Origin of the sequence: Microbulbifer hainanensis (assembly GCF_014904735.1) — a bacterium.
Taxonomy (GTDB): domain Bacteria; phylum Pseudomonadota; class Gammaproteobacteria; order Pseudomonadales; family Cellvibrionaceae; genus Microbulbifer; species Microbulbifer hainanensis.
Genome location: NZ_JACZCR010000003.1, coordinates 72,499 through 97,696 on the forward strand (window position 1 = coordinate 72,499; position 25,198 = coordinate 97,696).

General features: G+C 57.1%; 23 protein-coding genes. 14 read left to right on the forward strand and 9 right to left on the reverse strand.

Translation table 11 applies throughout. The annotated features are described in order from the left end of the window. Positions 1-186: 186 nt before the first annotated feature. Both IG168_RS00805 and IG168_RS00810 read left to right on the forward strand, forming a co-directional pair. Positions 187-1,419 (forward strand): LysR family transcriptional regulator, encoded by a 1,233-nt coding sequence (locus IG168_RS00805; RefSeq protein ID WP_226876392.1) that lies wholly within the window; start codon positions 187-189, stop codon positions 1,417-1,419. Positions 1,420-1,573: 154 nt separating this feature from the next. Further along, positions 1,574-2,062, forward strand: a complete 489-nt coding sequence (locus IG168_RS00810) for a tRNA-uridine aminocarboxypropyltransferase (RefSeq protein WP_193161241.1) — start codon at positions 1,574-1,576, stop codon at positions 2,060-2,062. A gap of 99 nt (positions 2,063-2,161) precedes the next feature. On the opposite strand, the gene IG168_RS00815 is transcribed toward IG168_RS00810, so the two are convergent. Further along, positions 2,162-2,680, reverse strand: coding sequence for a Spy/CpxP family protein refolding chaperone (locus IG168_RS00815; protein ID WP_193161242.1), 519 nt, complete (start codon positions 2,678-2,680; stop codon positions 2,162-2,164). Positions 2,681-2,957: 277 nt separating this feature from the next. On the opposite strand from IG168_RS00815, the gene IG168_RS00820 reads away from it, so the two are divergent. The 5 genes from IG168_RS00820 (at position 2,958) to IG168_RS00840 (ending at position 7,265) form a co-directional block, all read left to right on the forward strand. Further along, positions 2,958-4,346 carry a glutamine synthetase family protein gene (locus tag IG168_RS00820; RefSeq protein ID WP_193161243.1) on the forward strand — a complete coding sequence of 463 codons (1,389 nt, stop codon included), beginning with the start codon at positions 2,958-2,960 and terminating at the stop codon, positions 4,344-4,346. 189 nt (positions 4,347-4,535) lie between these two features. Then, positions 4,536-4,946 carry an SRPBCC family protein gene (locus IG168_RS00825; RefSeq protein WP_193161244.1) on the forward strand — a complete coding sequence of 137 codons (411 nt, stop codon included), beginning with the start codon at positions 4,536-4,538 and terminating at the stop codon, positions 4,944-4,946. 300 nt (positions 4,947-5,246) lie between these two features. After that, positions 5,247-5,780, forward strand: coding sequence for an NlpC/P60 family protein (locus IG168_RS00830; RefSeq protein WP_193161245.1), 534 nt, complete (start codon positions 5,247-5,249; stop codon positions 5,778-5,780). 406 nt (positions 5,781-6,186) lie between these two features. Further along, entirely contained in the window at positions 6,187-6,597 is a 411-nt protein-coding gene (locus IG168_RS00835) for a hypothetical protein (protein ID WP_193161246.1), read from the forward strand. 281 nt (positions 6,598-6,878) lie between these two features. Next, positions 6,879-7,265: a DUF2750 domain-containing protein gene (locus tag IG168_RS00840; RefSeq protein WP_193161247.1), complete on the forward strand. Its 387-nt coding sequence runs from the start codon at positions 6,879-6,881 to the stop codon at positions 7,263-7,265. 259 nt (positions 7,266-7,524) lie between these two features. On the opposite strand, the gene IG168_RS00845 is transcribed toward IG168_RS00840, so the two are convergent. Next, the gene (locus tag IG168_RS00845) at positions 7,525-8,145 is read right to left on the reverse strand and encodes a flavin reductase family protein (RefSeq protein WP_193161248.1); all 621 of its coding nucleotides are present in this window, start codon (positions 8,143-8,145) and stop codon (positions 7,525-7,527) included. A 55-nt stretch (positions 8,146-8,200) separates the two neighbouring features. Further along, positions 8,201-9,163: a DUF4862 family protein gene (locus tag IG168_RS00850; protein ID WP_193161249.1), complete on the reverse strand. Its 963-nt coding sequence runs from the start codon at positions 9,161-9,163 to the stop codon at positions 8,201-8,203. Between the two features lie 200 nt (positions 9,164-9,363). Here IG168_RS00850 and IG168_RS00855 point away from each other — a divergent pair, with 200 nt between their 5' ends. The 4 genes from IG168_RS00855 to IG168_RS00870 all read left to right on the forward strand — a co-directional run bounded on the left by IG168_RS00855 (position 9,364) and on the right by IG168_RS00870 (position 13,790). Beyond that, entirely contained in the window at positions 9,364-9,693 is a 330-nt protein-coding gene (locus IG168_RS00855; protein ID WP_193161250.1) for a hypothetical protein, read from the forward strand. An 824-nt stretch (positions 9,694-10,517) separates the two neighbouring features. Continuing rightward, on the forward strand, positions 10,518-11,384 hold the full coding sequence (locus IG168_RS00860) for a hypothetical protein (protein WP_193161251.1): 867 nt from the start codon (positions 10,518-10,520) through the stop codon (positions 11,382-11,384). A gap of 10 nt (positions 11,385-11,394) precedes the next feature. Beyond that, complete coding sequence (locus tag IG168_RS00865; protein WP_193161252.1) at positions 11,395-12,558, forward strand: DUF4785 domain-containing protein; 1,164 nt, start codon at positions 11,395-11,397, stop codon at positions 12,556-12,558. Between the two features lie 359 nt (positions 12,559-12,917). Continuing rightward, entirely contained in the window at positions 12,918-13,790 is an 873-nt protein-coding gene (locus IG168_RS00870) for an MBL fold metallo-hydrolase (protein WP_193161253.1), read from the forward strand. A gap of 52 nt (positions 13,791-13,842) precedes the next feature. On the opposite strand, the gene IG168_RS00875 is transcribed toward IG168_RS00870, so the two are convergent. After that, positions 13,843-14,556: a DUF1223 domain-containing protein gene (locus IG168_RS00875; protein ID WP_193161254.1), complete on the reverse strand. Its 714-nt coding sequence runs from the start codon at positions 14,554-14,556 to the stop codon at positions 13,843-13,845. Between the two features lie 92 nt (positions 14,557-14,648). After that, positions 14,649-15,473, reverse strand: a complete 825-nt coding sequence (locus IG168_RS00880) for an alpha/beta fold hydrolase (protein WP_193161255.1) — start codon at positions 15,471-15,473, stop codon at positions 14,649-14,651. Positions 15,474-16,252: 779 nt separating this feature from the next. Between IG168_RS00880 and katG the strand changes: the two genes are divergently transcribed. Next, on the forward strand, positions 16,253-18,439 hold the full coding sequence (gene katG, locus IG168_RS00885; protein ID WP_226876414.1) for a catalase/peroxidase HPI: 2,187 nt from the start codon (positions 16,253-16,255) through the stop codon (positions 18,437-18,439). A gap of 51 nt (positions 18,440-18,490) precedes the next feature. Here the strand turns inward: katG and IG168_RS00890 are convergent, their stop codons facing one another. After that, positions 18,491-19,159, reverse strand: coding sequence for a DNA-3-methyladenine glycosylase I (locus tag IG168_RS00890; RefSeq protein WP_193161257.1), 669 nt, complete (start codon positions 19,157-19,159; stop codon positions 18,491-18,493). A gap of 111 nt (positions 19,160-19,270) precedes the next feature. Further along, positions 19,271-21,064, reverse strand: coding sequence for a DUF3592 domain-containing protein (locus IG168_RS00895; protein WP_193161258.1), 1,794 nt, complete (start codon positions 21,062-21,064; stop codon positions 19,271-19,273). Positions 21,065-21,261: 197 nt separating this feature from the next. On the opposite strand from IG168_RS00895, the gene IG168_RS00900 reads away from it, so the two are divergent. Continuing rightward, positions 21,262-22,014: a hypothetical protein gene (locus IG168_RS00900; protein WP_193161259.1), complete on the forward strand. Its 753-nt coding sequence runs from the start codon at positions 21,262-21,264 to the stop codon at positions 22,012-22,014. Positions 22,015-22,029: 15 nt separating this feature from the next. Here the strand turns inward: IG168_RS00900 and IG168_RS00905 are convergent, their stop codons facing one another. Then, positions 22,030-22,908, reverse strand: a complete 879-nt coding sequence (locus tag IG168_RS00905) for a MaoC/PaaZ C-terminal domain-containing protein (protein ID WP_193161260.1) — start codon at positions 22,906-22,908, stop codon at positions 22,030-22,032. Between the two features lie 308 nt (positions 22,909-23,216). On the opposite strand from IG168_RS00905, the gene IG168_RS00910 reads away from it, so the two are divergent. Further along, positions 23,217-24,320: an SGNH/GDSL hydrolase family protein gene (locus IG168_RS00910; protein ID WP_193161261.1), complete on the forward strand. Its 1,104-nt coding sequence runs from the start codon at positions 23,217-23,219 to the stop codon at positions 24,318-24,320. Positions 24,321-24,346: 26 nt separating this feature from the next. Here IG168_RS00910 and IG168_RS00915 read toward each other — a convergent pair whose 3' ends face one another. Then, positions 24,347-25,189: a metallophosphoesterase gene (locus IG168_RS00915; RefSeq protein ID WP_193161262.1), complete on the reverse strand. Its 843-nt coding sequence runs from the start codon at positions 25,187-25,189 to the stop codon at positions 24,347-24,349. Between the last annotated feature and the right edge of the window lie 9 nt (positions 25,190-25,198).

Here is a 25,198-nt window from a genome sequence, read left to right on the forward strand (position 1 = left end):
ATTGCCATTTTTTAATAAGGTGATTTATTTTTTTGTACCTAGATCCTAGGGAGAGGGTGGTAGCTGGTCTAATGCATTCGAGTTGTTCAACCATGAAAAAAAGTTTCTGACAGTAGTACGCCGAAACTGACGGGCTGTACCTATTCCGTTATGCTAGGAAAAAATATAAAGGTTACGATGCCTACCATGCACCTCTCGCCTAACGATTTACCCGGCTTACGCCAGCTAAAGGCGGCGCGTCACGTAGCAGATTGCGGCAGCCTTACCCATGCGGCAGAACTACTCAACCGCTCCCAGTCAGCAATTACCAAAGCACTCAATCAACTGGAAGCTCACGTGGGAAAACGCCTGTTCGACCGCACCGCCCACGGGGTTATCCCCACCGCAGCGGGTAACTTACTGGTAGAACGGGTACGGCAAGTGGAGGCAGAATTTGCCTCCGCCGGCGCGGCATGGGCACAGTTACGGGACACCCCCCGCCGCCACAACCCGATCTTTTCCATGGATATCAGCCACAGGCGTCTTTCCGCCCTGGTCGCAGTATTCGAACTAGGGGATGTAAGTCGGGCCGCCAGCCAACTGCGCGTGACGCGGGCGTCGATAAACGCTTCCGTGCGCGAACTGGAGTCACTGCTGGAGGCCCCCCTGTTCGAAGCACACCGACCGACTGTCCTCTGCGAAACCCTGGTCGGCCACATCAAGCTGGCTTTTTCACTAATCCGGCACGGTCTGGATGACATAGCAAGCCTGGAGGGCGAGATTCGAGGTCGCGTGGTCGTAGGCACCCTACCCTATTCTCGGACCCTGCTGGCACCGCGGACAATTCACCGGGTATTGGAGAGTCACCCGCTGGTACAGATCAGCACCCAGGAGGGGCCCTACGGCTTGCTGGAGTCCTCGTTGCGCAATGGCGACCTCGATCTGATTATTGGTGCCACCCGCGATCTCGAAAATTCCGCCACCCTCGCCACAGAAACACTGTTTGAGGACAAGCTGGCAGTCGTGGCCCGAGGTGGGCACCCTCTGACCGGGAAGCAAGAACTGGAATTGCTAGACCTGATGGAATTCGGATGGGTACTGCCAGCCCGCAGTACCCCCGCGCGCCGATTATTCGACCGCTACCTGGCCGAGCGCGGGTTACCACTTCCGGCCCAAACCGTGGAAACCAGTTCCCTATCCACGGTGCGCGGCCTGCTGCTTGAGAGTGACCGTGTGGCACTGCTTTCCGGTCGCCAGGTGTATTATGATGAACGTGCAGGGTTGCTGCAGACTTTACCGATTGACCTGCATGACACTTACCGTCCCATTGGGATTACACTCAGGCGTCACACCACGCCTTCGCCGGCCGCGCGCGTATTGATAGCGCAACTTCACGAATGTGCAGAAGAGACCAGCGACCTGGTTTCCGCAAGCTACTGACGTAGTCCCTGCATTCGTAGCAATATTGTTTCGCTGGCGGACCCTGATCCGCCAGAGAAAGCGGGGCAGACGGCGACAGTTAAGCAATTCACGCCTTTCCAATGGCCACCAATCTCCAATGGTAATCCCGCATGCGGGCCTGATTAGCGCTGATATGAAAATCACCCTGCTAACCCACGAACGCGAACTCGAGCGTAAGACCAATACCGGCGCGCTGGCCCTGGAACAATGTGGCAACCTGGTGAAACGCGTTGTCTGGGCACGCAGGGAGCCGGATGCGGCGCTGGTGGAGGCAATTGAACGAGGCAAGGCGGTACTGGTATATCCCGGCGAAGATGCGCCTCCCGCGCCGCTCGAGGACTACGAGCAGGTAATACTGATCGACGCCACCTGGCAGGAGGCGCGAAAGATCTACAACCGCAGCCCCTATTTACAGTCCGCACCACGCGCGGTTATTGAGGCGGCCGGCAGCTCCAGCTATCGCCTGCGCCGCAACCAGCCGGAGGGCGGCCTCTGTACCGCCGAGTGCGTGATCGAGATATTGTACCGATGCGGTGAGACAGAAGCCGCTGAGCAGCTAGCGGATACCTATGCACAATTCAACCAGCCGCTGCAGCTTCGCAATGAGAAGAAGGGGAATTGAGGGAACCCGTATAAGGGGTTGCCGTTCGGGGCGGGGACTTTAAACAAGTTGCGGCGCGGTCAGCAGCGCTAACCGGGCCGCGCTTTAAAGATCACAGCATCAGCTGTCCATCTGTTGCGCCTTGCGCGCCTCCAGGCGATCTTGCATTCTCTGCTGGTGTTTCTCCATGCGCTTCTGCTTCAGTGTTTCCAGCTCCGCCTTCTGTTCGTCAGTCAGTACCGCGAGAAACTGCTGGCGGCTTTCATGGCGCTGCTGCATCTTCTGGATCTCTAGGGCGCCCAGTTCAGCGGCGTAGCCGTCCAGTGCCGACTGGTCGACCCCCTCGCGCAGGGCAACCTGGATCTGCTTGCGCAGTTTGTGCGCCTGCTGTCGCAGCGCCATGCGCTCGCCCTGATTAGCCTCGCGGTCAGCGCGGATCTGCGCCTTCTGGCCCTCGGTCAACGCCAGCTGCTCGGCCATCTTGTCGAAACGCTGCTCCATAAACTGGGCACTATGACCATGTCCGTGGCCATGTTTATGTGCGTGATCGACGTCGGCGGCGATACTCAGTGCCGGAACGCTCACTACCGCGGCGAAGCCGAGACTGGCGATGACTTTTTTCCAGTTTTGATTGTTCATAACAAGCTCCTTACGGTTAATCGGGCAATCACTGAATGTGTAGTTTGATCATCGGTTACCGATACTGAACGGCCACTGAACCTGTTGGCCGTGCCGTTTGTATCGACAGGGTCAGCATAGCGAGCCGAATGTCAGGGAGGGCTAACGCTGGTTAATCTTTGTCAAGAATCGTCATCTGAAGCAGTCCAGATCTCGGGCCAACCCTTATCTAAACCACCCGTCTCATTGACATATCATTTACACTGTTGGCACTAATCTTTACCCCGCTGGAGTTACCATGAGTCAGTCTGATAGCCGTGCCTGGCTGGACGAGTTACCCGCAGCCTTTCAGGCTTATCGCAATGGCCGCAGAGTGGATGAGGTGGAATGCATCATTCCCGACCTGAACGGTATGTCCCGTGGCAAGGCGATGCCACTGAAAAACTTCGCACCGGACAAGCCGATCTTCCTGCCGATTTCTATCTTTTACCAGACCATCACCGGCCAGGATGTGGAGATGGATATCGTCAACCAGTGGGCCGAAAGCGATATGGTGCTGGTGCCGGATATGTCCACGGCGATGGCGGCCCCCTGGGCCAAGCAGCCGACCTTGCAGATCATCCACGACCTGCGGGATTTCGACGGCAATCCAGTTTTATGTGCCCCGAGGAACGTGTTGAAGCACGTGATCGGCTTATATCGGCAGCAAGGCTGGAAGCCCGTTGTTGCTCCCGAGCTGGAGTTCTACCTGACCCAACCGAATATCGATCCGAATGAACCGATTCAGCCGCCCGTCGGTCGCAACGGGCGTTCCGGCACGGCGCTGCAATCCTATTCGATGTCGGCGGTCGATGAATACGGCCCGGTGATCGATACCATTTACGATTATGCCGAGGCTGCCGGCCTGCATATCGACTCGGTGATCCAGGAAGATGGTGCGGGCCAGGTTGAGTTCAATCTCACCCACGGAGATCCACTGCTGCTGGCGGACCAGGTCTTTTATTTCAAGCGCATCATTAAAGAAGCAGCGCTGAACAACGGCATGTTCGCCACCTTCATGGCCAAGCCCATGCGCGATCAGCCCGGAAGCGCCATGCATGTGCACCAGAGTGTGGTGGATATTGCCAGCGGGCAGAATATATTCTCCGATGAGCACGGCAATGCGACAGAGCTATTCCGGTACTTTATCGGTGGCACGCAAAAACACCTTATTGAAGTGATGCCGTTTATTGCCCCCAACGTGAATTCCTATCGGCGGTTTGAATCCGCAGCCAACTCCAGCGCGCCAACCAATATTGCCTGGGGCTACGACAACCGTGCCACGGGCCTGCGCGTGCCACATTCCGGGGCCCAGGATCGCCGCCTGGAGAACCGTGTGATCGGCGTGGATACCAATCCGTACCTGTCCATCGCCGCGAGCCTGATCTGCGGCTACCTGGGCATGATGAACAAAGTCGAACCGGGAGCGCCGGCCGAGGGCGAGCTGGATGATCAGCAGCGGGCTCAGTCATATATTCCCACGACCTTCGATGAGGCTCTGCGTATTTTCGCCGATGCGGAAGAGGTTCATCAGGGCCTGGGCAAGGACTTCTGCCAGCTGTATGCGGAAGTCAAACTGGAGGAACTGCGACAGTTCCACCGGGAGATCTCACCATGGGAGCGCGAACACCTGCTGTTGAATGTGTAAGTGCTAGCGGGCCTCCGTTGCTGACATATTTCACAACACTGGACATATGCCAGCTCAATGGGCTGGAGGCTCGGCAGGCCGATGGTTGAATACCGCTGTTACCGGCAAGAAAATAAGGGCAAGTTGAACTACCCTGTTTATTCAGAAAATTGCGGCATCAAAGCAAAACATTTTATGGGAGAAAAAATAATGAAAATAACCGTAGAGGCCCAGGTAGCAGCGCCTATCGCCCAGGTCTGGAAGGCGTACACCACGCCCGAAGATATCACCCAGTGGAACGCCGCCTCCGATGACTGGCATACCACCCGCGCCACGGTTGACTTGCGCGAGGGCGGTGCCTTCTGTTCGCGCATGGAGGCCAAGGACGGCAGCATGGGTTTTGACTTTGAAGGAACCTATACCAAGGTCGTCGAAAACAGCCTGATCGAGTACGCTTTTGGCGGCCGCGAGGCGCAGGTAGAGTTTATCGATGGCGAGGACGCGGTGACGGTACGGGCGAGCTTCGACAGCGAGCACACCCACTCCATCGAGCAGCAGCGGGAGGGCTGGCAAAGCATCCTGAATAACTTCAAGCGGCATGTGGAAGCTGTGACCGCATAGTACTGCCCGTTATCCCACCTCTATCAATGGAGGGCAAAGTCGGATGATGAAACCGGAATCTCCGACTTTGCCCCGATCAGATACATTGGGTCTCGGCCACTATCTTTCCTGTTCGACATTCAGCAGGCATTCAGGTCAAAAATTGCACTATAGGTCCATTGATCGCCTGTTGAACCCTCCGCCAGAGAGCCACAACTGCAGGCAATCGCTCCAGCCCCCCGGCCGGTTCTACGAGATAAGCAATACCGGGATTCTGCCCCAGCTACGGGCACAATGCGTATTCTACGCAGGGAATGACGTATGCCTAAGAAACTGCTGCTGATCCTCCTCCTGTCCCTAACCACGTTGACAGCGGGTTGCAGTCTGGCGCCCTACCAGCAGTCCCCACATAGAGCCCTGCCGCCAAGCACACAGGAACCGATCCGCAGCGATTCCGCAGCGATAAAGAAGAAAATATATTCCCAGTATCGCAAATGGAAAGGTACAAGATACTCGCTCGGAGGCATGAGCAGGCGCGGTATAGATTGCTCCGGATTGGTTTACATCACTTACCGTGACCAGCTCGACATTGAGCTCCCGCGCACGACCGAATATCAGGCCCAGGTGGGCAAGGCAGTCAAACGGAGCAACCTCCGCGCCGGTGACCTGGTATTCTTTAAAACCAGTCACAAAGTCAGACATGTGGGTATCTATATCGAGGATGGCAAGTTTTTTCATGCCTCGACCTCGAGGGGCGTCACCATTTCGGGGCTGACCGATTACTACTGGAAAGACCGATACTGGAAAGCGAGAAGAGTGGACTGGGACGAATATCCCGCCCCAAGGGCAAAGTAGCGCAGGCTTGAAAGCGTGGTGCCACATAGTGTGACGGAGCGCAAACTCTTCACACGTGAAATTACCGCCGCCGCGACTGCGTGCTTCCGCCTTGGAATTCCCCTCCTCCGATAAACATACCTTACGCGCCACAATGACAACTGGGAATACAATGTCAGCTTCTTATATCGGAATTCACGTTTACCGATTGCAAGTATTGGTATATTTTTTAAATTGACACCGTTAAAAAATTCTCGCCGCCACGGGGCAACCTGCCGGCCTCTGTACAGGAGTTAACGCCCGCTCATCGAATCGGTATCAGCAGACGAACGAATAATAACTAATTCAAACTGGAGTTAGATCACTCCACAAAATGCTGTTCGACGCACAAAAAATATAAAACCGCAAAGCCGTCAAGGAGAAGACTGTGAGCATCTATAACGTCTATAAGTTCTTTCTCAGTGCGATGATTCTCGTTTCCATTATCAGTGGTTTGTTGTTTTTTCCGTTCTTTCCCTACATCCTTGTACTCCTCATCCCGATATCCCTGTCGATCCTGCAGCGAAAACAGCGCCACGGCGGCATACTACCCCGGTCAGCCTGGAACAGCGCCCGGCTCTACCTGCTGTTTCCGATTCCCTTTCTTGCCATTGCCGCGTTCCTGTTTTTCGGTATCGCCAACCAGCTATTCACGGCACAGCAATGTGGCAGTAACCTCGACTGCTTCCTGAGTGGCAGTATCGGGATGGTCATTACCGCCTGCCTGTGTGGCGCTATCGGATTGGGTATTTCCGAGACATTACTGTGGAACTTCTCGCCGAAGAATACGCTTAGTTGAAGGAAGTCCGCAGCGATATCAGACTGCGCGCCGCTATCGATAATCACTGCTGGTAACCCGGCAACAGGCTTGACCGGGTTACCAGCGACATCATCGGACTTAAAAGCCTGTAAATCCGTTCAGCGTCTAATATTGATCCATAATGCCCCGAGTCGCCTGCCGCCCAGGTGCTACGCTGCTCGAGCCACTGTTCACCACAATTCCTAACGCCCATCCGGGCACTTTGAGTTATCATTCCGAAAACTTCCCCCGTATTTGAATTGAGCGTTTCGAGTCACACTATGGACAAACAAGAGTTAGCAGCAGTCTTTGACCTGAGCTGTGAAGATCGATTTGAGTACTTTCTGGACGTTGTGGGCGAAGAAAGGGAGATCTGGATACTGATCGACGACCACGACTGCTTCCTGAAATTGCATTCGGAGGACGATGGCGGTTTTGAGTACCTCCCGGTGTGGCCGAGCACCGACTTCGCCGCGGAATATGCCGGCGGCGAGACGGGCCTGGCGCCGAAAAGTATTGCCCTGCCCCAGTTCCTGAAAAAGTGGCTCTCTGGCCTGGAACGGGACGGGATCGAGATAGGGGTATTCCCGGGCCCGGATAACAGTGTCTGGGTGACCGAGCCCGCGGAGCTGGGGAGAGATCTCCGCGATGTACTGTCCAGTTTCTGAGTTCGCAAAGCGATACTTTTCCGCTATTGCCCCCTTGTTCGGATCGGGCGACGCCGGCACGAATCACTGATTGCGCTTCTCGCGTATCATCTTACGTACCTCCGCCAGCTCGTCAGTGGTGACAAGCCCGTCACTCCCCTTATCCGTATGTATAAATGTGTCCACCGCCTCCCTTATACGCAGGAAATGCAGAGAGTGCCTCGGGAGACCTCACCAGACTGTGAGCTAACCCCGCATCCCGGTCACTGGCCGACCTTCCCTATTCCGGCCGAAACATCTGGAAGCGCTGAGCAGCGGCAACAGAGAAATAATCACCGGCACCGCCACCGCGTAAAATGGGCTCGGCGGCGGCGATGTCATAGATACCCTCTTTCAGCAGGTGCCCGGCAATATGCACACCGACGACTTCACCGAACACAACCCAGGTCTCCACTTCGGTGCCGTTGGCGCCGGCCAGCTGCAGTATCTGGCTGACTTTGCATTCCATGGATACCGGGCTCTGAGCGACCCGCGGCACCCCGATAACTGAAGAGGCTTCAGTGGAAAGCCCAGCCAGTTCGAATTCATCCACTTCTGCCGACACCGCCGCAGAAGTCTGGTTCATAGCTTCGGACAGAGGGCGAGTTGCCAGGTTCCAGCAGAACTCACCAGTAGCCTCGATATTGCGCACGGAGTCCTTGTAGCCGACGCTGGAGAAACCGATGATCGGTGGATGGTAATTAAACGCATTGAAGAAACTGTAGGGCGCGAGATTCAGGTTGCCGGCTGCATCCTGCGAGGAAATCCAGCCGATCGGCCGCGGGGCCACCAGTGCATTGAAGGGGTCATGGGGAAGGCCGTGCCCCTTGGCGGGCTCATAAAAATACGTCGATTCAGACATCGTTTCACCTTGTTACAACTTTTCGTAGCGCGCCATGCCGGCAGCGGAAAAACCCTTAATCGACAATCCGATCCAGGATATGCAGCGCACTGGAAATATGCGCAAGCCGGTCGGCCAGGCTCATGCTATCTGGGCGCACCGCGATCTTGACGCCCATAAAGTCGAGCTGGCGATAGTCGGCGGCTGCCAGGCAGCGGCGGAACTCGGTTTCTGTCAGCAGTGAAGTGGGTTCAAAAGCCGGGACACCAAAAGCCTGTGCTGGTGGCATATGGGTATCGCGCCAGGCGCCGTAAGGGCTCTCATCACCGGACACCCCGGAAAACATCAATCCCTGCAACAGGCCCGCCGCCCGCGCCGCCTCGATATGCGCTACCGGTCCGTCCACGCTGCGTGCTTCCAGCGCCGAGCGGCCCCAGTTGATACACAGGCCGACCGAGCTATCGGAGCCCCGGTTGGCATTGGCCACCGCCTCGATTTCCGCCTCAATTGGCAGAAAGCCCTTCGCCGCAGCCAGCCCTTCCACGTGGGCATCGCAGTGTTCGAGGACCAGTTTCGCGCCATCCCAGTCCCAGGACGCCAGGGTTTCCAGCGAGGCCTGCAGGGCCACTGCATCCGGCGCGGCTTGCGTGCCAACGCGCGGCGAAGCGTGGATCAGCAGCGCCTTGACGGCCTGCCGGCCGAGATGGCGGTTCAGCTTGAGAATGGCCTGCCTGGCCTGTTCGTAGAAGGCCAGCGCAGCCTGCCGCCCGGACTCGACACCGGAAGCGATACCGAACGCCGCATTCTCACCCAACCGGTCCATAACGCCCGGCATACCGGTAAAGACAAAGTCCCAGGCGGGGTCGATGGCCGACAGGAACCAGTCGTCATCCTCGGCGTGCAGTGCACCGGTAAACGGATGCTCCAGGCCGCGGACATTCGGCATGGCTTTCAGGCCGTCCAGGTATTCCGCCTGAATGGCGGGATCCCAGCTTTCGGTGATTGGGGCAGTGGCATAGGCACCGACGAAATAACCCATAGTTCTCTTTCCACTTAGTTCGGCACTTAGTTCAGCACCAGCGCTTGCGCTCGCGGAGCGCGCAGATCAACTGGAGCCTTCCCGCGAGTAGGGGGTAAAGGCACGCAGTTTACCACTGCCGGACGCCGATCGCTGCGCCGGTAGCGGTGCTGGGCGCTCTGTGCGAATATCTACAAAGACCTGCTGATAAGGAGTCTGTAATGGAATTTATCATTCTTCTGATCGTCGTGGTGGCCGTCCTGGTGCTGCCGCTGAAAATGGCGGCCGCCATGATGGGAGCGCGCAATACCGGCGCCTTTTACTGCCTGTTCGCCCTATTGCTGGCTGTTATGATCCAGCGCTTCGTCGGCGGTATGATTCCCGGCGTGACAGAACAGTACGGCATGCTGATCACGATACCGCTGGCTGCCATCGCCTATATGCTGGTGCTGGGTACCGGCTTCCTGAAAGCCATCGCGATCGCCATCGTCCAGGGACTGCTGCTTATCGGCCTGACGCTGGTACTGGGTAGTGTACTTGCGGCGATCTAGACAGACATTTGCCCACTGAAAGCGAGAAGAGCGTTGCCAGCAAAGTGGTCCGCAAAGGACAAATGCAAAAACCCAAACGCTCGCTCAACCATTCCGCCGAATTAACACCACATCCTATGGCGGCCCGGACGTTTAACAAGATGACGATGATAAGCCAATGTGTCCACCATTGGCCCCTTCCAGTCAATACTATTCGCGGCAATAACACTATTGATTGCCTGTGGAAATATACGTAGCCCACATCGACCGTTTCCCCAGCACAGGGTCAGAGAGCGCCGGCAGTTTCGGCTATCCCTGCCCCCTCCCCTGCCGCTGTCTCGGTCATGGAAATCAAACTCCGCACAACTCTCGAAAGCATCGCCCCCTGCTTTCGGCGCCTTATTCAAATAGTTTCCAATTCCAGCCCCACTGAAAACTTCAAAAAATTTTGTACGAAAGAACCATGACAAAGTTTTTTCGAATAGCAGATTCATGACTTCAAAGTCACAACTTTATTGTCAAAGTCATCGCGTCACTGACAGAGAGATTTTCTTGCACTGGCGCACAAAAAACAGATCAATACGCTTCCAACAACAGAAATGACCTTTTTTGCAAAGATGGTCACTGTAGAATTTATCGCGAGCCGGTGTCCTGCCGTGCTCGTTTCATCAAGCTGTAAAAGTATCACGTTGTAACGATGTATCACGCCGTAAAAAGGTGCCCGGGAATAAGCACCCCTGTACCACACGAAACGTGAAGAACAACTAGCAACGCACTTTAGCCAGTCGTCACTTCACGTTTCATTCTTGTTCAAAAAATAAGAGAAACAAACAGGTGAATGATCGATGAATACGAGAGAATTTTCCCTAATAGTAACGCTATTGCTGGCACTGGTTGCACCAGTGTCATCACTGGCCGCCACCGGTATCGCACTGGTGCATGGTACCGGCAACCAGTCGGATGCCTACAACGACTACTGGACCTCAGAGATGGTGGAATCCATTCGCCAGGGGCTGCCTACCAGCAGCAACCTGCTGGTGGTCAACTGCGATTTTGAGGAATACATGTGGGACGATGCCGCCGCGGGTTGCCTGGCGACACAGCTCTATAACTTTATTGAGTCCATGAATATCGACGACCTAGTTGTCGTCACCCACTCCAACGGCGGCAACGTCATGCGCTGGATACTCTCCAACCCCACCTGGGACAGCCGCTATCCCACCATTATCAACAATACCCGCTGGGTGGATGTGCTCGCGGCGTCCAGCGCGGGGACTCCGCTGGCCGATGCGGTAATGTCGGGGAACGTATTTGAAGCATCTGTAGGCTGGCTGCTTGGCTACCAGAATGACGCGGTGCGTATGCAACAGACCAGCTGGATGGCCTATTACAACGACAACTGGCTATTGGGCACGTCTGGGCGGCCATCGCTGCCGGTGGGCTTCTGGAATGTTGTCGGCACAGATGTGGAAACTGCTGTATGGGACTCCGACAGCTACTGTGGCGGCTATACCGAAAACCTCGGGCTCGAAGTGACCCAGGCATGGCTGGACAGCTGCTCCGACGGCTTCCTGAACTGCACGTCACAGAACGCTGCGGGCAACCTCTGGTTTTACGACTACAGCAGGACCCGCGGCGGAGAGCCGCTCAGCCACAACCAGAGCCGGCGGAAGTGCTTCAACCTCGACGTCATCCTGAGAAACGACATTTAAGGGGGCAACCATGAAATCCATACTCATCCAAACCGCACTGGTCATTTGTGCTGTCACCGCCTCTGCGTCTGCCCAGGAAGTTATCAACAAGAGCCGCGCGCAGATGCATTTTTCCCAAACTGTAGATCCGGCAACCGAGCAGCACCTGGCCGACACTGGCAGCGAGCAGCAGAGCCATGTGTTCTTTCGTAAAGTGAGTGGCGCCGAGTTGAATCGCGGCGCTGAGCTGATGATGGACGCCAAGCAGGCCGTCATTCAGATTTCACCACTCGATCGCAGCAAGAATGGCAAGCGGCTGGTCAACGACGAAATTCCGAAGGGTATGACGCTGTCGAACGGCAGCGAGCGCCGCCCGGTGGACGACGATAGTATCGCGCTGTATCGCAAGTCCCAAGGTCTGAGGCAGAACTTTCCCAAGCTCTACGGCCGCGCCCATGTCATGCGCGTGCCGGAAGATATGGGGCGAGGCAAGTTCACGCTGCAGGCCAACGGCAATGCCAGAAGCGATGCCGAATACATCGTCTACGTGCTGGACAAGCACAGCGATATCGCGCTGGACGTTAAAGCACCGACAAAACGCTTCTCCCGTTCCGGCCGGCTGGTCCTGAATGCCCGGCCCAGCGGTAACGTCGCCAAGCTCGAGTCCATCGATACAACCCTGATCGCACCAGATGGCAAACGCTATCCTGTCAGTGGCCAACAGAGCGGCGACGACTACAGCGTGAACTGGCCGATCTCGGTGAACTCCCCCTCCGTGCCCGGCGAACTGTGGCGGATCGAAGTGCGCTCTACCCTGCGCAATGCACGCAACGAGCCTATCGAGCGCGTCGCGGTAGTGGCTGCAGATATTTTTCGGGAAACCGCCGCCGTGTCTGCAGTCGACAGCGATGCAAACAGTCTGAAACTGTCGATAGACGTGCGCGATGCCGGGCGCTACGAAGCGCGCGCTTTGGTGTTCGGCACCGACAGCAACGGCGAAACCAAACCGGTTTTACTGGCCTACCAGGCGGAGTGGTTGGACGCTGGCCTGCGCGAAATGACCGTACCCATCGACACAGCCAAACTGGTGGCCTCCGGACTAAAGGCACCCTTCAAGGTCCAGAATCTCCAGTTCCTCGATCAGGGACGACTGTCGGTGCTGGAATACCAGCGGGGCAATTGGGAACTGCAGTAATCCGCTCATAGTGAACTCTACTATTTAGCAATCCGGCGATGTCGATAACCGGATTAACCGGCGGCACAGGGATGTGCCGCCAACGGCCGGGGCAAGCGCTCATTGACCGTCTGGAAAAGAGCCTCCCGGTGCCTGCGGGACCCGCTGTGAGTTCCGCGGCGACCATCAATCACCGCGACGAATTATCGCAGGCGTCTCAGCTCCCTGGGCAAAAGAGCTGGCGCGGCAAAGCGCCGATTCTACCCCTGGCTCCCCCACTCGCAGCCCGCCGCCTTCACTGTGCCTTTCGAATAGCGGAACCTGTGCTCGGTGTTAAGGTCGAAGGCAGAACTTCCCCCACCACAAAAAATAAGAATTCAATGAAATACCTTCTCACCATTGCCCTGCTCTTCGGGCTTTCAGGCTCAGCCATAGCCACCACTACTGACAAGATTCCGCCGGAGGATCCGGAAAAGGGCTATAGGGAGCCGTTCCAGCTGTTCGACAACGTCTACTATGTCGGCGACAAATGGGTGTCCTCCTACGTCATCGCGACAAGCGCCGGGTTGATTCTGGTGGATACCCTGGAGAGTCCCTACGGGCGCTGGATACCGGACAATATGCGCAAGTTGGGCCTGGACCCGGCCGATATTAAATACATAGTGATTACCCACGGGCACTCGGATCACTTTGGCTGCGCCGAGTACCTGCAGTCGCAATATGGCAGTGAAGTAGTCATGGCCGCCGCCGACCTCGCGCTGGCAAAGCAGCAGGTGGAGAAGAGCCGGGAAGACCCGTACGGGGCCTTCTCTCTGCCGAAATTTGAATTGATCGAGCGCGACGGTTCGACGCTGACCCTGGGCGATACTACCCTGAAGCTCTATCTAACCCCAGGCCATACGCCGGGCTCCATGTCCGTGGACTTTCTCGCCAAGGCAGGTAGCAGGGAATACCGAGCGTTTGTCGTCGGCGGCATGGGCACCAATTTCGAAGGCCTGGATCACGCGGAGCAATATCTGGCCAGCGTTCGCAGAGTCCGGCAGCTTGCCTCTGAGAGGCCCGTGGTTCAGGTCAACCTCTCAAACCATCCCCATATGAACCAGTTATTCGAACGCAGGGAGAGGGCTTCTGTGGAGGGGAATGTTCAGCCTTATGTAGACAGGAAAGGGTTTTTCGACTTCCTCAATACACTCGAACAGCGGGGCCTTAAGAAACTGGAAGAGGAAACAGAGGGAAAACTGGCGTCGGATTGAAATTTTGACAGTTTCGGTATCGGGCGGGCCCCGAAACCAATCGGGCCACCACTCAATTTCCGGCGAGCAGATAGCCGCCCACAGTCTGCAACACCTGCTGTGATCCCGGTGACGACACCCAGATCGCCAGGGCCGTCCGCTCCTGCCCCGCGTCGGGCACCGGCGGCAACTGGAGAGTCCACTCGCCCTCGCCGCCCTCACTGACCAGATCGAGCACGACAAAGTCGTGCACCAGTTTGCGTCCGCGGTTTTCACCGGCGTCCACCTGCTGGCTGATGCCCATTCCCAGAAAGGCCACGTTGAGTGTGGCCGGCTGTTTCTGGGTAAATGTAACCGTCAGCTGGTCACCCTGCAGCTTCGCGTTGAGAACTCCGGATTCTTTGTCTGGATCTTTCCACTGGCGCTGGCCGCGAAACCAGCCGCGCCACTCCTGACCGTCAATGATAAATCCCGGGGTATACACCTGGCTGGCCGCTTTCTCGCGCACGTAGCGGCGCTGGCGTGCACTGTAGGCCTTGTCGGAAAAGGGATCCTTCCAGCCGATGTGGTCCCAGTAGTCCACATGAAACGCGACCGGGACAAATTCGCTGAACAGCCCCGGCTTGTCCTTCAGGGAACTCAGCCAGCGTTCCGCCGGCGGGCAGCTGCTGCAGCCCTCCGACGTGTACAGCTCGACCAGTGCGACTTTGTCAGGCCCGCTGTGCCATTCCTGTCCCAGGGCAAACAGTGGCATTGCGGACAGTATCGGAATAAGAATCCATTTCATCGGCGGGTTTCCTGACGGTCGCGAATGGAATCTACAGTTTGCACTTTTGGCGGCCGGCGTTAAAGCCCGACCGCCGCACCGCGGGGATTCACTCAGCCCTCGATAAACGCGAGAATGTCGGCATTCAGCTCATCGGCGTGGGTCGTGAGCATTCCGTGGGGATAGCCTTCGTAGACCTTGAGCGTGGCATTCTTGATGATCTTCGCAGACAGCATGCCGGAGTCCTCGATCGGCACCACCTGGTCGTCATCTCCATGCATGACCAGCGTCGGCACTTCGATGTTTTTCAGGTCTTCAGTGAAGTCGGTTTCGGAGAAAGCCTTGATGCCCTCGTAATGCGCCAGCGCGCTACCCATCATACCCTGGCGCCACCAGTTTTCGATCACACCCTGTGAAGGCTCCGCACCGGCTCGGTTGTAGCCGTAGAAGGGGCCTCCGGCCACATCAAAATAGAATTGCGAGCGATTGGTGGCCAGTTGTTTACGAAAGTCGTCAAAGACTTCAATTGGCGTGCCGTTCGGATTGGCGTCGCTTTTTACCATGATTGGCGGCACCGCCCCGACCATGACCAGCTTGGCGACGCGGCCCTTGCCGTAACGGGCCACATAGCTGGCCGCTTCCCCGCCGCCGGTGGAGTGGCCGATATGAATCGCATTGCTCAACCCCAGGTGCTCGGTGACCGCAGCGACATCAACCGCGTAGTGATCCATGTCGTGGCCGGTGGCGATCTGGCTGGAACGGCCGTGGCCGCGGCGATCGTGGGCGATAACCCGATAGCCCCGGTTGACGAAAAAGAGCATCTGCGCGTCCCAGTCGTCTCCACTCAGAGGCCAGCCGTGGTGGAAGACGATCGGCTGCCCCGATCCCCAGTCCTTGTAAAAAATTTCAGCGCCATCTTTGGTGGTAATCATGCCCATCGGTTTGCTCCTTGCGCTCGACCTGTCGCAATTGGTATTCAGGTGATTGGGAGAGTGGCGGCGCACACGAAAATGCCCGCCGTGTTCCATTTATCATAGAAGCGAATCAGGAGGACGCCGTTGTGGAATTCGGCGATGCCGAATACCTGTAGCGGCACCTAAAGGCCTGTAAGTATTCCGGCGCATGATCTCCCAACCGGACAATCCGACTGTGCGCGACAACCTCGACACAAAATTTGGCGGAATTGGGATTCCGATCGCGCTGATGTCATCGATTCTTTCGAACCGGAGCATCCCCTGCCAGCGACCTGTGCACACCGTCTGAGCGTCACCGACGATATGCAAAATGCCGGTGTCGGTTTACTGGCGGCCAACCCGTTGGTGTGGCCGCCTGTAATAATTTGGGAAATTTTGACTCGAACGAAAGCGGTCGAATCTGTCCTGTCACAATAGATTACAAGCGGAGATCAATACCCGGCCCCGGCTCGATTACGATTCCGGCCTGGTTGTCGGCCAGATGATTAGCGCTGGCCCTGTAAAAGGCGCGTGTCGGCACCCAAAACCCAAAATTGCTCACAGTTCTCCAGTTACCCCGCCCCCACCCTTTTTATCTATTTCTATACTCATCTCTCTTCGCCTGTGCTATCGACTTGTCACACAAGGGGCTGCCGCCGATGTTAAAACAAACGCTATATTTATTCGCCGCTCTGGCGATCTCCTCGTCAATTTTTCTGCCATCGATTCCCGTTACTGCCCAGGAGGAACCTCCGCTGGCGGGTATGGACAACCCGGAAAAGCCGCGCGCACTGACCCAGAATCAGCCCAAGTCAAACCAGTTCTGGTGGCCAAACCTGCTGGACTTGACCCCACTGCGCGACCACGGCGCGGAGTCCAACCCACTGGGAAAAGATTTCAACTACGCCAAGGCATTCAATAATCTCGACTACAACGCATTAAAGAAAGATATCGAGAATGTATTGAAGACCTCACAGGATTGGTGGCCCGCCGATTACGGGAACTACGGTCCCCTGATGATCCGCATGGCCTGGCACAGCGCCGGAACCTATCGGATTGGCGATGGCAGGGGCGGTGCCGGAGGGGGCCAGCAGCGCTTCGACCCGCTGAACAGCTGGCCGGATAACGCGAGCCTCGACAAGGCCCGGCGCCTGCTCTGGCCGATCAAGGAGAAATACGGCGATGCGATATCCTGGGCTGACCTGATCATCCTGACCGGCAATGTGGCCCTGGAATCCATGGGGTTCAAGACATTCGGCTTCGGCGGTGGTCGCGTGGATGACTGGGAGCCGGACCTCGTCTACTGGGGTCCAGAGACCAAAATGCTGGGCGCTGATAAGCGCTTTAAAGGCGGCAAGCTGGACAACCCCCTGGGCGCCACGGTGATGGGCCTGATCTACGTCAATCCCGAAGGGCCCAATGCCAGTGGCGACCCGATGGCCGCCGCGGAAAAGATTCGGACCTCTTTCGGCCGCATGGCCATGAACGACGAAGAGACAGTGGCGCTGATCGCCGGAGGTCATGCTTTCGGCAAGAATCACGGTGCAGTCAAGGCTGACTGTATCGGGCCCGAACCCGCAGCGGGGCCACTGGAGGCACAGGGCTTTGGCTGGAAAAACAAATGCGGCAAAGGCAAGGGGCCCGATGCGTTTACCAGCGGTCTGGAGGGCGCATGGACCGTAAGCCCGGTCCAGTGGAGTCATAATTACCTGCAGAACCTGTATAACTTCGAGTGGAAACAAACCAAGAGCCCGGCTGGCGCGATTCAGTGGGTCCCCAAAGACCCGAACGCGGCAAACCTGGTGCCGGATGCCTTTGATTCCAAAAAGCGACATGCGCCCGTCATGCTGACCACGGATCTGTCGCTCAAGATGGATCCTGCCTACCGCAAGATTTCCGAGCGATTCAAAAACAATCCGGAAGCGTTTGACGACGCTTTCGCCAGGGCCTGGTTCAAATTAACGCACCGTGATATGGGGCCAAAGTCGCGCTATCTCGGCCCGGAAGTACCGAAGGAGGACCTGATCTGGCAAGATCCCGTTCCCGCCGTGGATTTCAAACTGATTGATGGCGCAGACGTCGAGCAGCTCAAGGCCAAAATCCTCGCGTCCGGGTTGACCGTGCCAGAGCTGGTCAGGACTGCCTGGGGATCTGCGTCCACCTTCCGCGGTAGTGATCTGCGCGGGGGGGCAAATGGTGCACGCATTCGTCTCTTGCCGCAGAAGAACTGGCCGGCAAACGATCCCAAGGAGTTGGCAAAGGTCCTGAACAAGCTGGAGTCCGTTCAGCGGGATTTCAACAAGTCCCTGTCCGGCGGCAAGAAGGTTTCGCTCGCTGATGTCATCGTCCTGGGCGGCTCCGCCGCTGTCGAAGAAGCCGCAAAAAAAGCCGGGCACAATGTGAAGGTGCCATTCAACCCGGGCCGGACCGATGCGACACCAGAGATGACTGATGCTGCATCCTTTTCATTTATGACACCGACAGCAGACGGCTTCCGCAACTTCTATGGCCAGGGCAATGCCATGTCTCCCGCACAGGCCCTGGTGGACAGGGCCGATCTGCTGACTTTGACGGTTCCCGAAATGACCGTTCTGGTCGGCGGCATGCGCGCCCTGAACGCCAACACCGGGGGCTCAAAATACGGCGTGTTTACCGACAAGCCGGGTACCCTGACCAACGATTTCTTTGTCAATTTGTTGGATATGTCTACAGAGTGGAAGAAGTCGTCAAAAGGTGAAGGCATCTACGAGGGCGTCGATCGCAAGTCCGGCAAGCAGAAGTGGACCGCCACACCGGTGGACCTTATTTTTGGATCCAACTCGGAGCTACGCGCAGTGGCCGAAGCCTATGCGATGAAAGGCGGTGAAGAAAGGTTCGTCAACGACTTCGTCAATGCCTGGGTGAAGGTCATGAACCTCGACCGCTTTGACCTGCGGCAATCATCGAGGTAATGCCGCTGGGGCGGAGCAGGATTTTCATCGACTCCGCCCTTCCTTTTTTGTTCACCCGACCGAGTACGCCAGTATCTGGCTGATCTCGTTCAGGCTGCGACCCGACTGCTGCTGCCAGGTGGCAACGGCTTCTTTCAGCGCGGCCCAATCCTTTTTGGACGACGGAGTCTTTTGCACGACACCCTCCCGCACCAGCGCCACTACCATATCGTTTGAAAATATCAATGTGTCCACGCCCATCCGGCGCAGGAAGACCTGTGCAGTCCGACCTCCCAGCCTGGCGCCGCCTTTACGCAGGTACTGCAGGTTGTCTGCGTAGTTGTCACTGTCCCAGCCGGCAAAATAGCTGCCCAGTCCGCCATGGGCCCGCGACAGCTCGAGGAAGAAGGTCGCATTGTCACGAATGGCCTTGGTCTTCGCCCAATGGCGAATCATGCCCTCCTGCTTCATGACGTCCTCCAGTCCCTCATCGGGTAGAAAACTGCAAAAGTGCAAGTCGAAGTCGTGGAAGATTTCCTCGATCCGCGGCCATTTCTTTTCGACCACTTTCCAGTTGAACCCCGCCTGCATCACGGCTTTGGAAGCCTCGGACAACCAGCGGTTATCGGGTATTTTCTTGATGGCGCGCGCTGTCTTCGGTTTGGTCAGATGCTGCACCAGTTCCGCCTCCCCTCCAAAACGATCGATCACCGCGGATTCGATTGCATTAAAGTCGCGCATTTTTTTACCCCTCTGGAAAATCTGGCCTGCTGCCGATCCCGAAATAATCTGAATAAACTAACTCGAAGCCCGGCCATCTCCGGCTTTCGAATGTATTGTCTGCAGGCTTCACTAAGCCCGCGACTCTTCGCGTTTGAGCTGTGCCCTGCTCTTGTATTCATCTAGCGTTTTCAGGCCGGTCAGCAGGCTCAGGCTATCCAGCAGCTGCCCTGCCGCCAGTTTCCCTGCGATTCCACCGCTGATTTTCATCCGCTCACCGCCGCTATCCTGTAGCAGCAGGTCGTAGTAATCCACACTTTTTCCTTTATTACCGCCGGAACCGCTACACTGCACGCATAGCCCCCGCAGTCGCGCGCGCGGCCAGATCATTTCCCGTCGCACTTTGCCCAGCCGCAATATACGGTGTACCACGCGTTCCCTACCAATTAACGTTTCGTACCCGGTTATCAGCATGTGAATGCCCACGGCGGCCAGCAGCAGGCCAAAGGCCGAGAACACGATCGGGAACAGTATCGGGGCACCGATAAAGCCCGCACCATTTCCCATTGCTGCAAACAAAATACCGAAAATAGTCAACGGCCAGGCGAGTTTCTGCTTACCGGCAGCCTGCCTGATCAACACGCCGTCATCGCGCTGCTCGATATCCAGCATCGCCTCCAGTTCATCGGTAAAGTCTGTCTTGCCTCTGACCACGTCCATACCGGCGAATGCCCGCGCAGACACGGGATCCGGCGCACGCTCTGGCTGGCTGGCGGTACGCGCGGTGGTATCGGACACCCTGAACACCGGAATCTCGTACTCGCGATTGAAATCCACGCCCTGCATACGTCCCCGAACTTCCAGCGACCACCAGTTGCCATTGCCGTTGTCGAGTCGTGACGACGGCATATCTTCCGGCACCTCGAAGGCGAAATAGACCCGCGCTCCCCGCGTGGTATTGCGTATTTTGCCCCGCCCGGACAGATCCCACAGGCAGTCGACATCCATCTCCGTTTTGCTGCCGCGGCGGACCTGGACGGTACGCATCTGCTTGAGCACCACATCAAAGGTAACGCCGAGTCCGAACTGCTCGCCAAACTGCAAGTAGCCGGCCACCTTGCCACCAATCCGCCCGGGGAAAGGCTCCAGCACCACCGGCACCCGGCCGTAGCGACGCTGCTCCAGGGATTTCTGCACCGCTTTGAATAGACAGAACAGGCCCCCAGCCACGAACACCAGTATTACCAGGCTCGCATAATTACCGCGCTTCAATTCCCTCTGTAGTATGGAGATCAGCGGCAGGCTGATACTGTTAACGAACAACGCCGCAAACCACCAGACCCAGACAGAAAGCTTGTTTTTGGAAAGAATGCCCTTCTCCGACCATTCGGATCGCGCCAGCCACGGGGGCTGCCTCACTATCTTCGGATCCAGGGATCTGCTTGTCCGCCAGGATAGATAAATTACCGCGATCCCCACTGCCATGAACAAGGAACACAAGATCCCGGGAAACAACACCAGCGACCAGCGGATATCGCGGTTGAGTAGCGCCTCGTAAGGATCCTCAGGATCCACCCAACCGTTCACCGCGCGTCCCTGGTGTTGAGCCGCCGACAGTCGCTGGTAGAGATCCTGCTGGTAACTGTTGAAACCCGTCTGCACACTGAGGCGATTGTTCTGGTAGCGGTTTCCGGCAAAGGTATAGCGGTAGAGTGCAGTTGCCCTGTAAGTGGTGTCGCCATCGTCATCGCGATGGGACTCCAGTCCGGCCTCGAGGATTTCCGCCCGCATTGGCTGCCAGCTCTGCATTTGCATGCGCTCGACCAGTGGCCGGCCGGTAAACATAATGAAAAGCGCCAGCCCGACCAGAAAGAAAAGGCCCCCAAATAGCGTCCCGCCGAGCCGGGGCATCCGTGCGACTTCCACCGCATCCTCCTTGATTATTTTTAAAGTTATTATTTAAAGTTAAAGGAAAATTCAGAATATCACAGATGGGTCACACGGTAAGCGCGTAGTAATATTGACAATTAAATGTATACCGCTTGCATATTTACGCTTCACCCCGCTTTCCCCATCAGATTTGTTAGTGGTATACCAATTTTACTGACGGTATCGGAACCGGTATGAAACGCATTTTAATTTCTTTCGTCCTGCTATTTTTTACAGCGAGTGCCGGCGCCGTCGACCCGTGCTATACGGAAACGGTGCAGAGCCTGATCGAGCTGTTCAGGAATCGCGACAAGGGGAAAATCGCCGATCGAGTGGCCTATCCGTTGAACCGCACCGTCCCGATACCGGACATCGTTGACAGGCAGACAATGCTCAACCGCTTTGATCAGGTTTTCGACGAAGAGCTCTCGCGCAGGATTGCCGTATCCGGCCCCGACGATTGGGAACTCATGGGATGGCGCGGCATTATGTTTGATCGGGGAACTGTCTGGATGGATATCGACGGTCGCATTATTGCGGTCAATTACCAGTCGGCTGCTGAACAGGCGCTGCGAAAACAACTGATCGCCGCGGACAAAACCCACCTGTATGAATCGCTGCGGCAGTTCGACAGTCCTGTACTGGAATGGCGCACCGCCCATTTCCACATCAGAATCGACGCCATCGGTGACGGTGACTACCGCTACGCAGCCTGGTCGAAGGGAAGGGGCACCGCGGAGAAGCCGGATATCATTCTGACCGACGGCGAGCTGCAGTGGGACGGCAGTGGCGGCAACCACAACTATACCTTCACCAACGGTCACTACCGATACCGCTGCTACGTCAACGTGATCGGTACCGCCGATATGGCCCCGGGCGATCTGGTGGTTTCCCGGGGCGATCAGGTTTTACTGCATGAGGAAGTTCTCGAGGAACTCGGGCGTTGAACGGAAGCGGACGCATCAGATTGCCGTCACACCGCCCAGCAGGTGCGGCCTTTTGCCGGCCCGGTCCTTCACGGCGAACTCGATACCCGCTTCCGTCGCACAGTACTGGAACTGTACTTCCGCGGGCAGCAGTATCGGCAGCTTGAAGTCCACATCGACGGTAAAGGCTCCCTCCGGCAACACCGGATCGAGTTCCGCCAGGCAGTGCGCCTTGGTCCACATACCATGGGCGATCGCACGGGGAAAACCGAATAATTTGGCCGTCAGCGCGCTCATGTGGATCGGGTTGCGGTCGCCGGAAGCCGCCGCATAGCGACGGCCAGTATCGGCCGGGATATTCCAGTCAACGGTCGCATCCGGCGTGAAATCCGCGCTGTGTCGCGTACCGTTGCGCGCCCCCCTGCCCCGGCGGCGCCGTTCGGCGCGCTCGCGCCGCAAAAGCGTGCACACGCACTCCCATACCAGTTCACTGCCCACCGATATGCGTGTGTGCAGATCGAATTCCAGCCCCCTGAGCGCAGGTCGCGGCCCTTGCAGGATACATTCGATATCCAGGGGCTCCCCTTCGCGGATGCGGCGATACTGGGTGACGCTGTTTTTGGTGTGCACAATTCCCAATATCGGGAAAGGAAAGGCATCGGACACCAGCAGTTCCAGCTGCAGGGGCGCGGCAAGAACAAATGGAAAGCTGACAGGCAGTGTGTTCTGACTGGAAAATCCACAAACGTCACGATAGGTATTCAGCGATCTGGAGTCCGGCCGCAAGGCACTGAGCGACACCCGCCCCAACTCCCTCTCCTGCGGCGGTGCCTGCCGGGATTTCCTGGCAAAGAGCGCGCGCAAGTAGAGCTTCGGTATGGAAGGCGTGGAATTCAATACGATCGTTTTCGCCATGGTGTTACCTGGTCACTGCGGGCTAAAGCGCATTGTTACATTATTTTGCGACATTTATTAAGCCAACGCCGCTGCAAAGTTCGCCATCAACCCCGCGAGCCTAGCCAAACGCAGTTGGCGGACAAAGACCACCTTTCCGGTCACGCAGCGCAAACGAATCTTTTGTCATACCTTTACAGGCCTGTGACGGCATGGCATTTTCAGCGACACTCTCGCCAAGAGCCAGTCACAGATTTGCCGTCAGCCCAACGTTGGGCACTTTTAGAAAGGCGGCCATAAGTATAAAAGCCGCTAGGGATGCCTGCCTGATGAAATTCCATAAAAACGTGCTGAAACAGATATGGAGCCTGTCGCTCGCCGCCTGCGCGGCCATGTTCTCCGGCCAATTGCTGGCCGCCAAACGGGTCGGCGCCGATGCTCCGGAGCTGCTTTATACCGGACGCATCGATTTCAGCAATCCCGCGGCACCGCTGCTATCCTGGCCGGGTTCCAGCATCAAGGCCAACTTTACCGGCGCCAGCCTGAGCCTGTGGCTTAACGACACCGAGGGCAAGAATTATTACGATGTGATCATCGACGGCAACACCCTGCATCCATTCGTGCTGGAGGCAAAGAAAGGCGAGCAACGCTACGAAATCAGCCGCGCCCTGCCGCCTGGCGAGCACACACTGGAACTATACAAACGCACCGAGGGTGAGGAAGGGGCCACCGCATTCGAGGGCCTGGAGCTCGCCGACGACGGCCAACTGCTGCCGCCGCCCGGGCGCCCGGCACGACGCATGGAGATTTACGGCGACTCCATTACCTGCGGCATGGGCGACGAGGGTGCAAACAACGGTCGCGACGACCTCGCATCCGAAAAGAACAACTACTGGGCCTACGGTTCCGTGGCCGCCCGCAGACTCGGAGCCGAGCTGCACACCGTTTGCAAAAGCGGTATCGGTATCATGATTAGCTGGTTCCCGCTGACCATGCCCAATTACTACGACCAGCTGAGTGCAGTGGGGGACAACAACAGCCACTGGGATTTCAGTCAATGGACGCCCGACGTCGTCGTGGTGAATCTGTTCCAGAACGACAGCTGGCTGATTGATCGGGAAAAACGCCTGCAACCTACGCCCACTGACGAGCAGCGCATCCAGGCCTACGTGGACTTCGTACGCTCAATCCGCGACAAATATCCCAATACCGAAATTATTTGCGCGCTGGGCAGCATGGATGCCACCGCCAATGGAAAATGGCCGGACTATATTCGCGCAGCGGTCACACGCATGCGCAGCGAGTTCGGCGATAAAAAGCTTGATAAGCTGTTCTTTCCCTACACTGGCTATGGCCAGCATCCGCGAATTGCCCAGCATATTGCCAACGGCGAGCAACTGGCAGGTTTTGTCCGGAAGAAAATGGGCTGGTAACAATCCGGTGGCGTTTGCTCAGGGAATCATTCGCCGCGGATTTGAACGTTGAGGCACAAGAGTCCCAACTGTTCACCCGGTTCTGCCCGATAGGTATCGAGAAAGTAGCAATCGCCCGCCCGGGTTACAGCGGGCACATAGGTGTGCCCCAGATAGATCGCGTCGATACCGGAAGCCTTGAACAGCCCCAGGGCCTGCGCGGGCAGGGCCGCATCCCACACGGGCACACCGTCGGGTGCGGAAGCCTCCGGTAGTGCATTATTTTCACCTGTGTATTTACCGGGCCAGGATGTCTCGGGAATCGCCCGATAGAGATATTCCGCCAGCGTCCTGCTCCACAGCAGTTGATGGGCCACCGGACCGATAGCCGGCGCCGACAGCGGCTCACCAGCCTGCCAGGCCGGGTCTATGTCGTTCAGCCCGCCCACCACCCTCTCCCAGCGGCAATCGGGCACATTGGCATGCACCAGCCCGGCAATCCCCTGCCCCGTGTCGACTTCGATAGCCCAGGGCCACGAGCGTACCCGCTCCACCCACATTTTCTGGCGCTCCACAGGGAGCTCGTAAAACCACTCACCGCCATTCATTCTGTGCAACAGCGATTGGCCCGGCTCTTCAAACCCCGCGATCATCATTGCCTCGTGGTTGCCGAGCACACTGCAATAGGTGCGCTGGTCGATCATTGCCAACACGGCTTCGCTGTCGGGGCCGCGGTCGACCACGTCACCGAGGAAAAACAGGCGGTCGACGGCCGGATCGAATCCGCACCCGGCCAATTGCTGGGTCAATTGCGCGAAGTGCCCGTGCACATCGCCTACCACGAAGTCTCTGCCCCGCCCATTCGCGCGCACTCTGCGCAGCATTGTCATCGGGATACC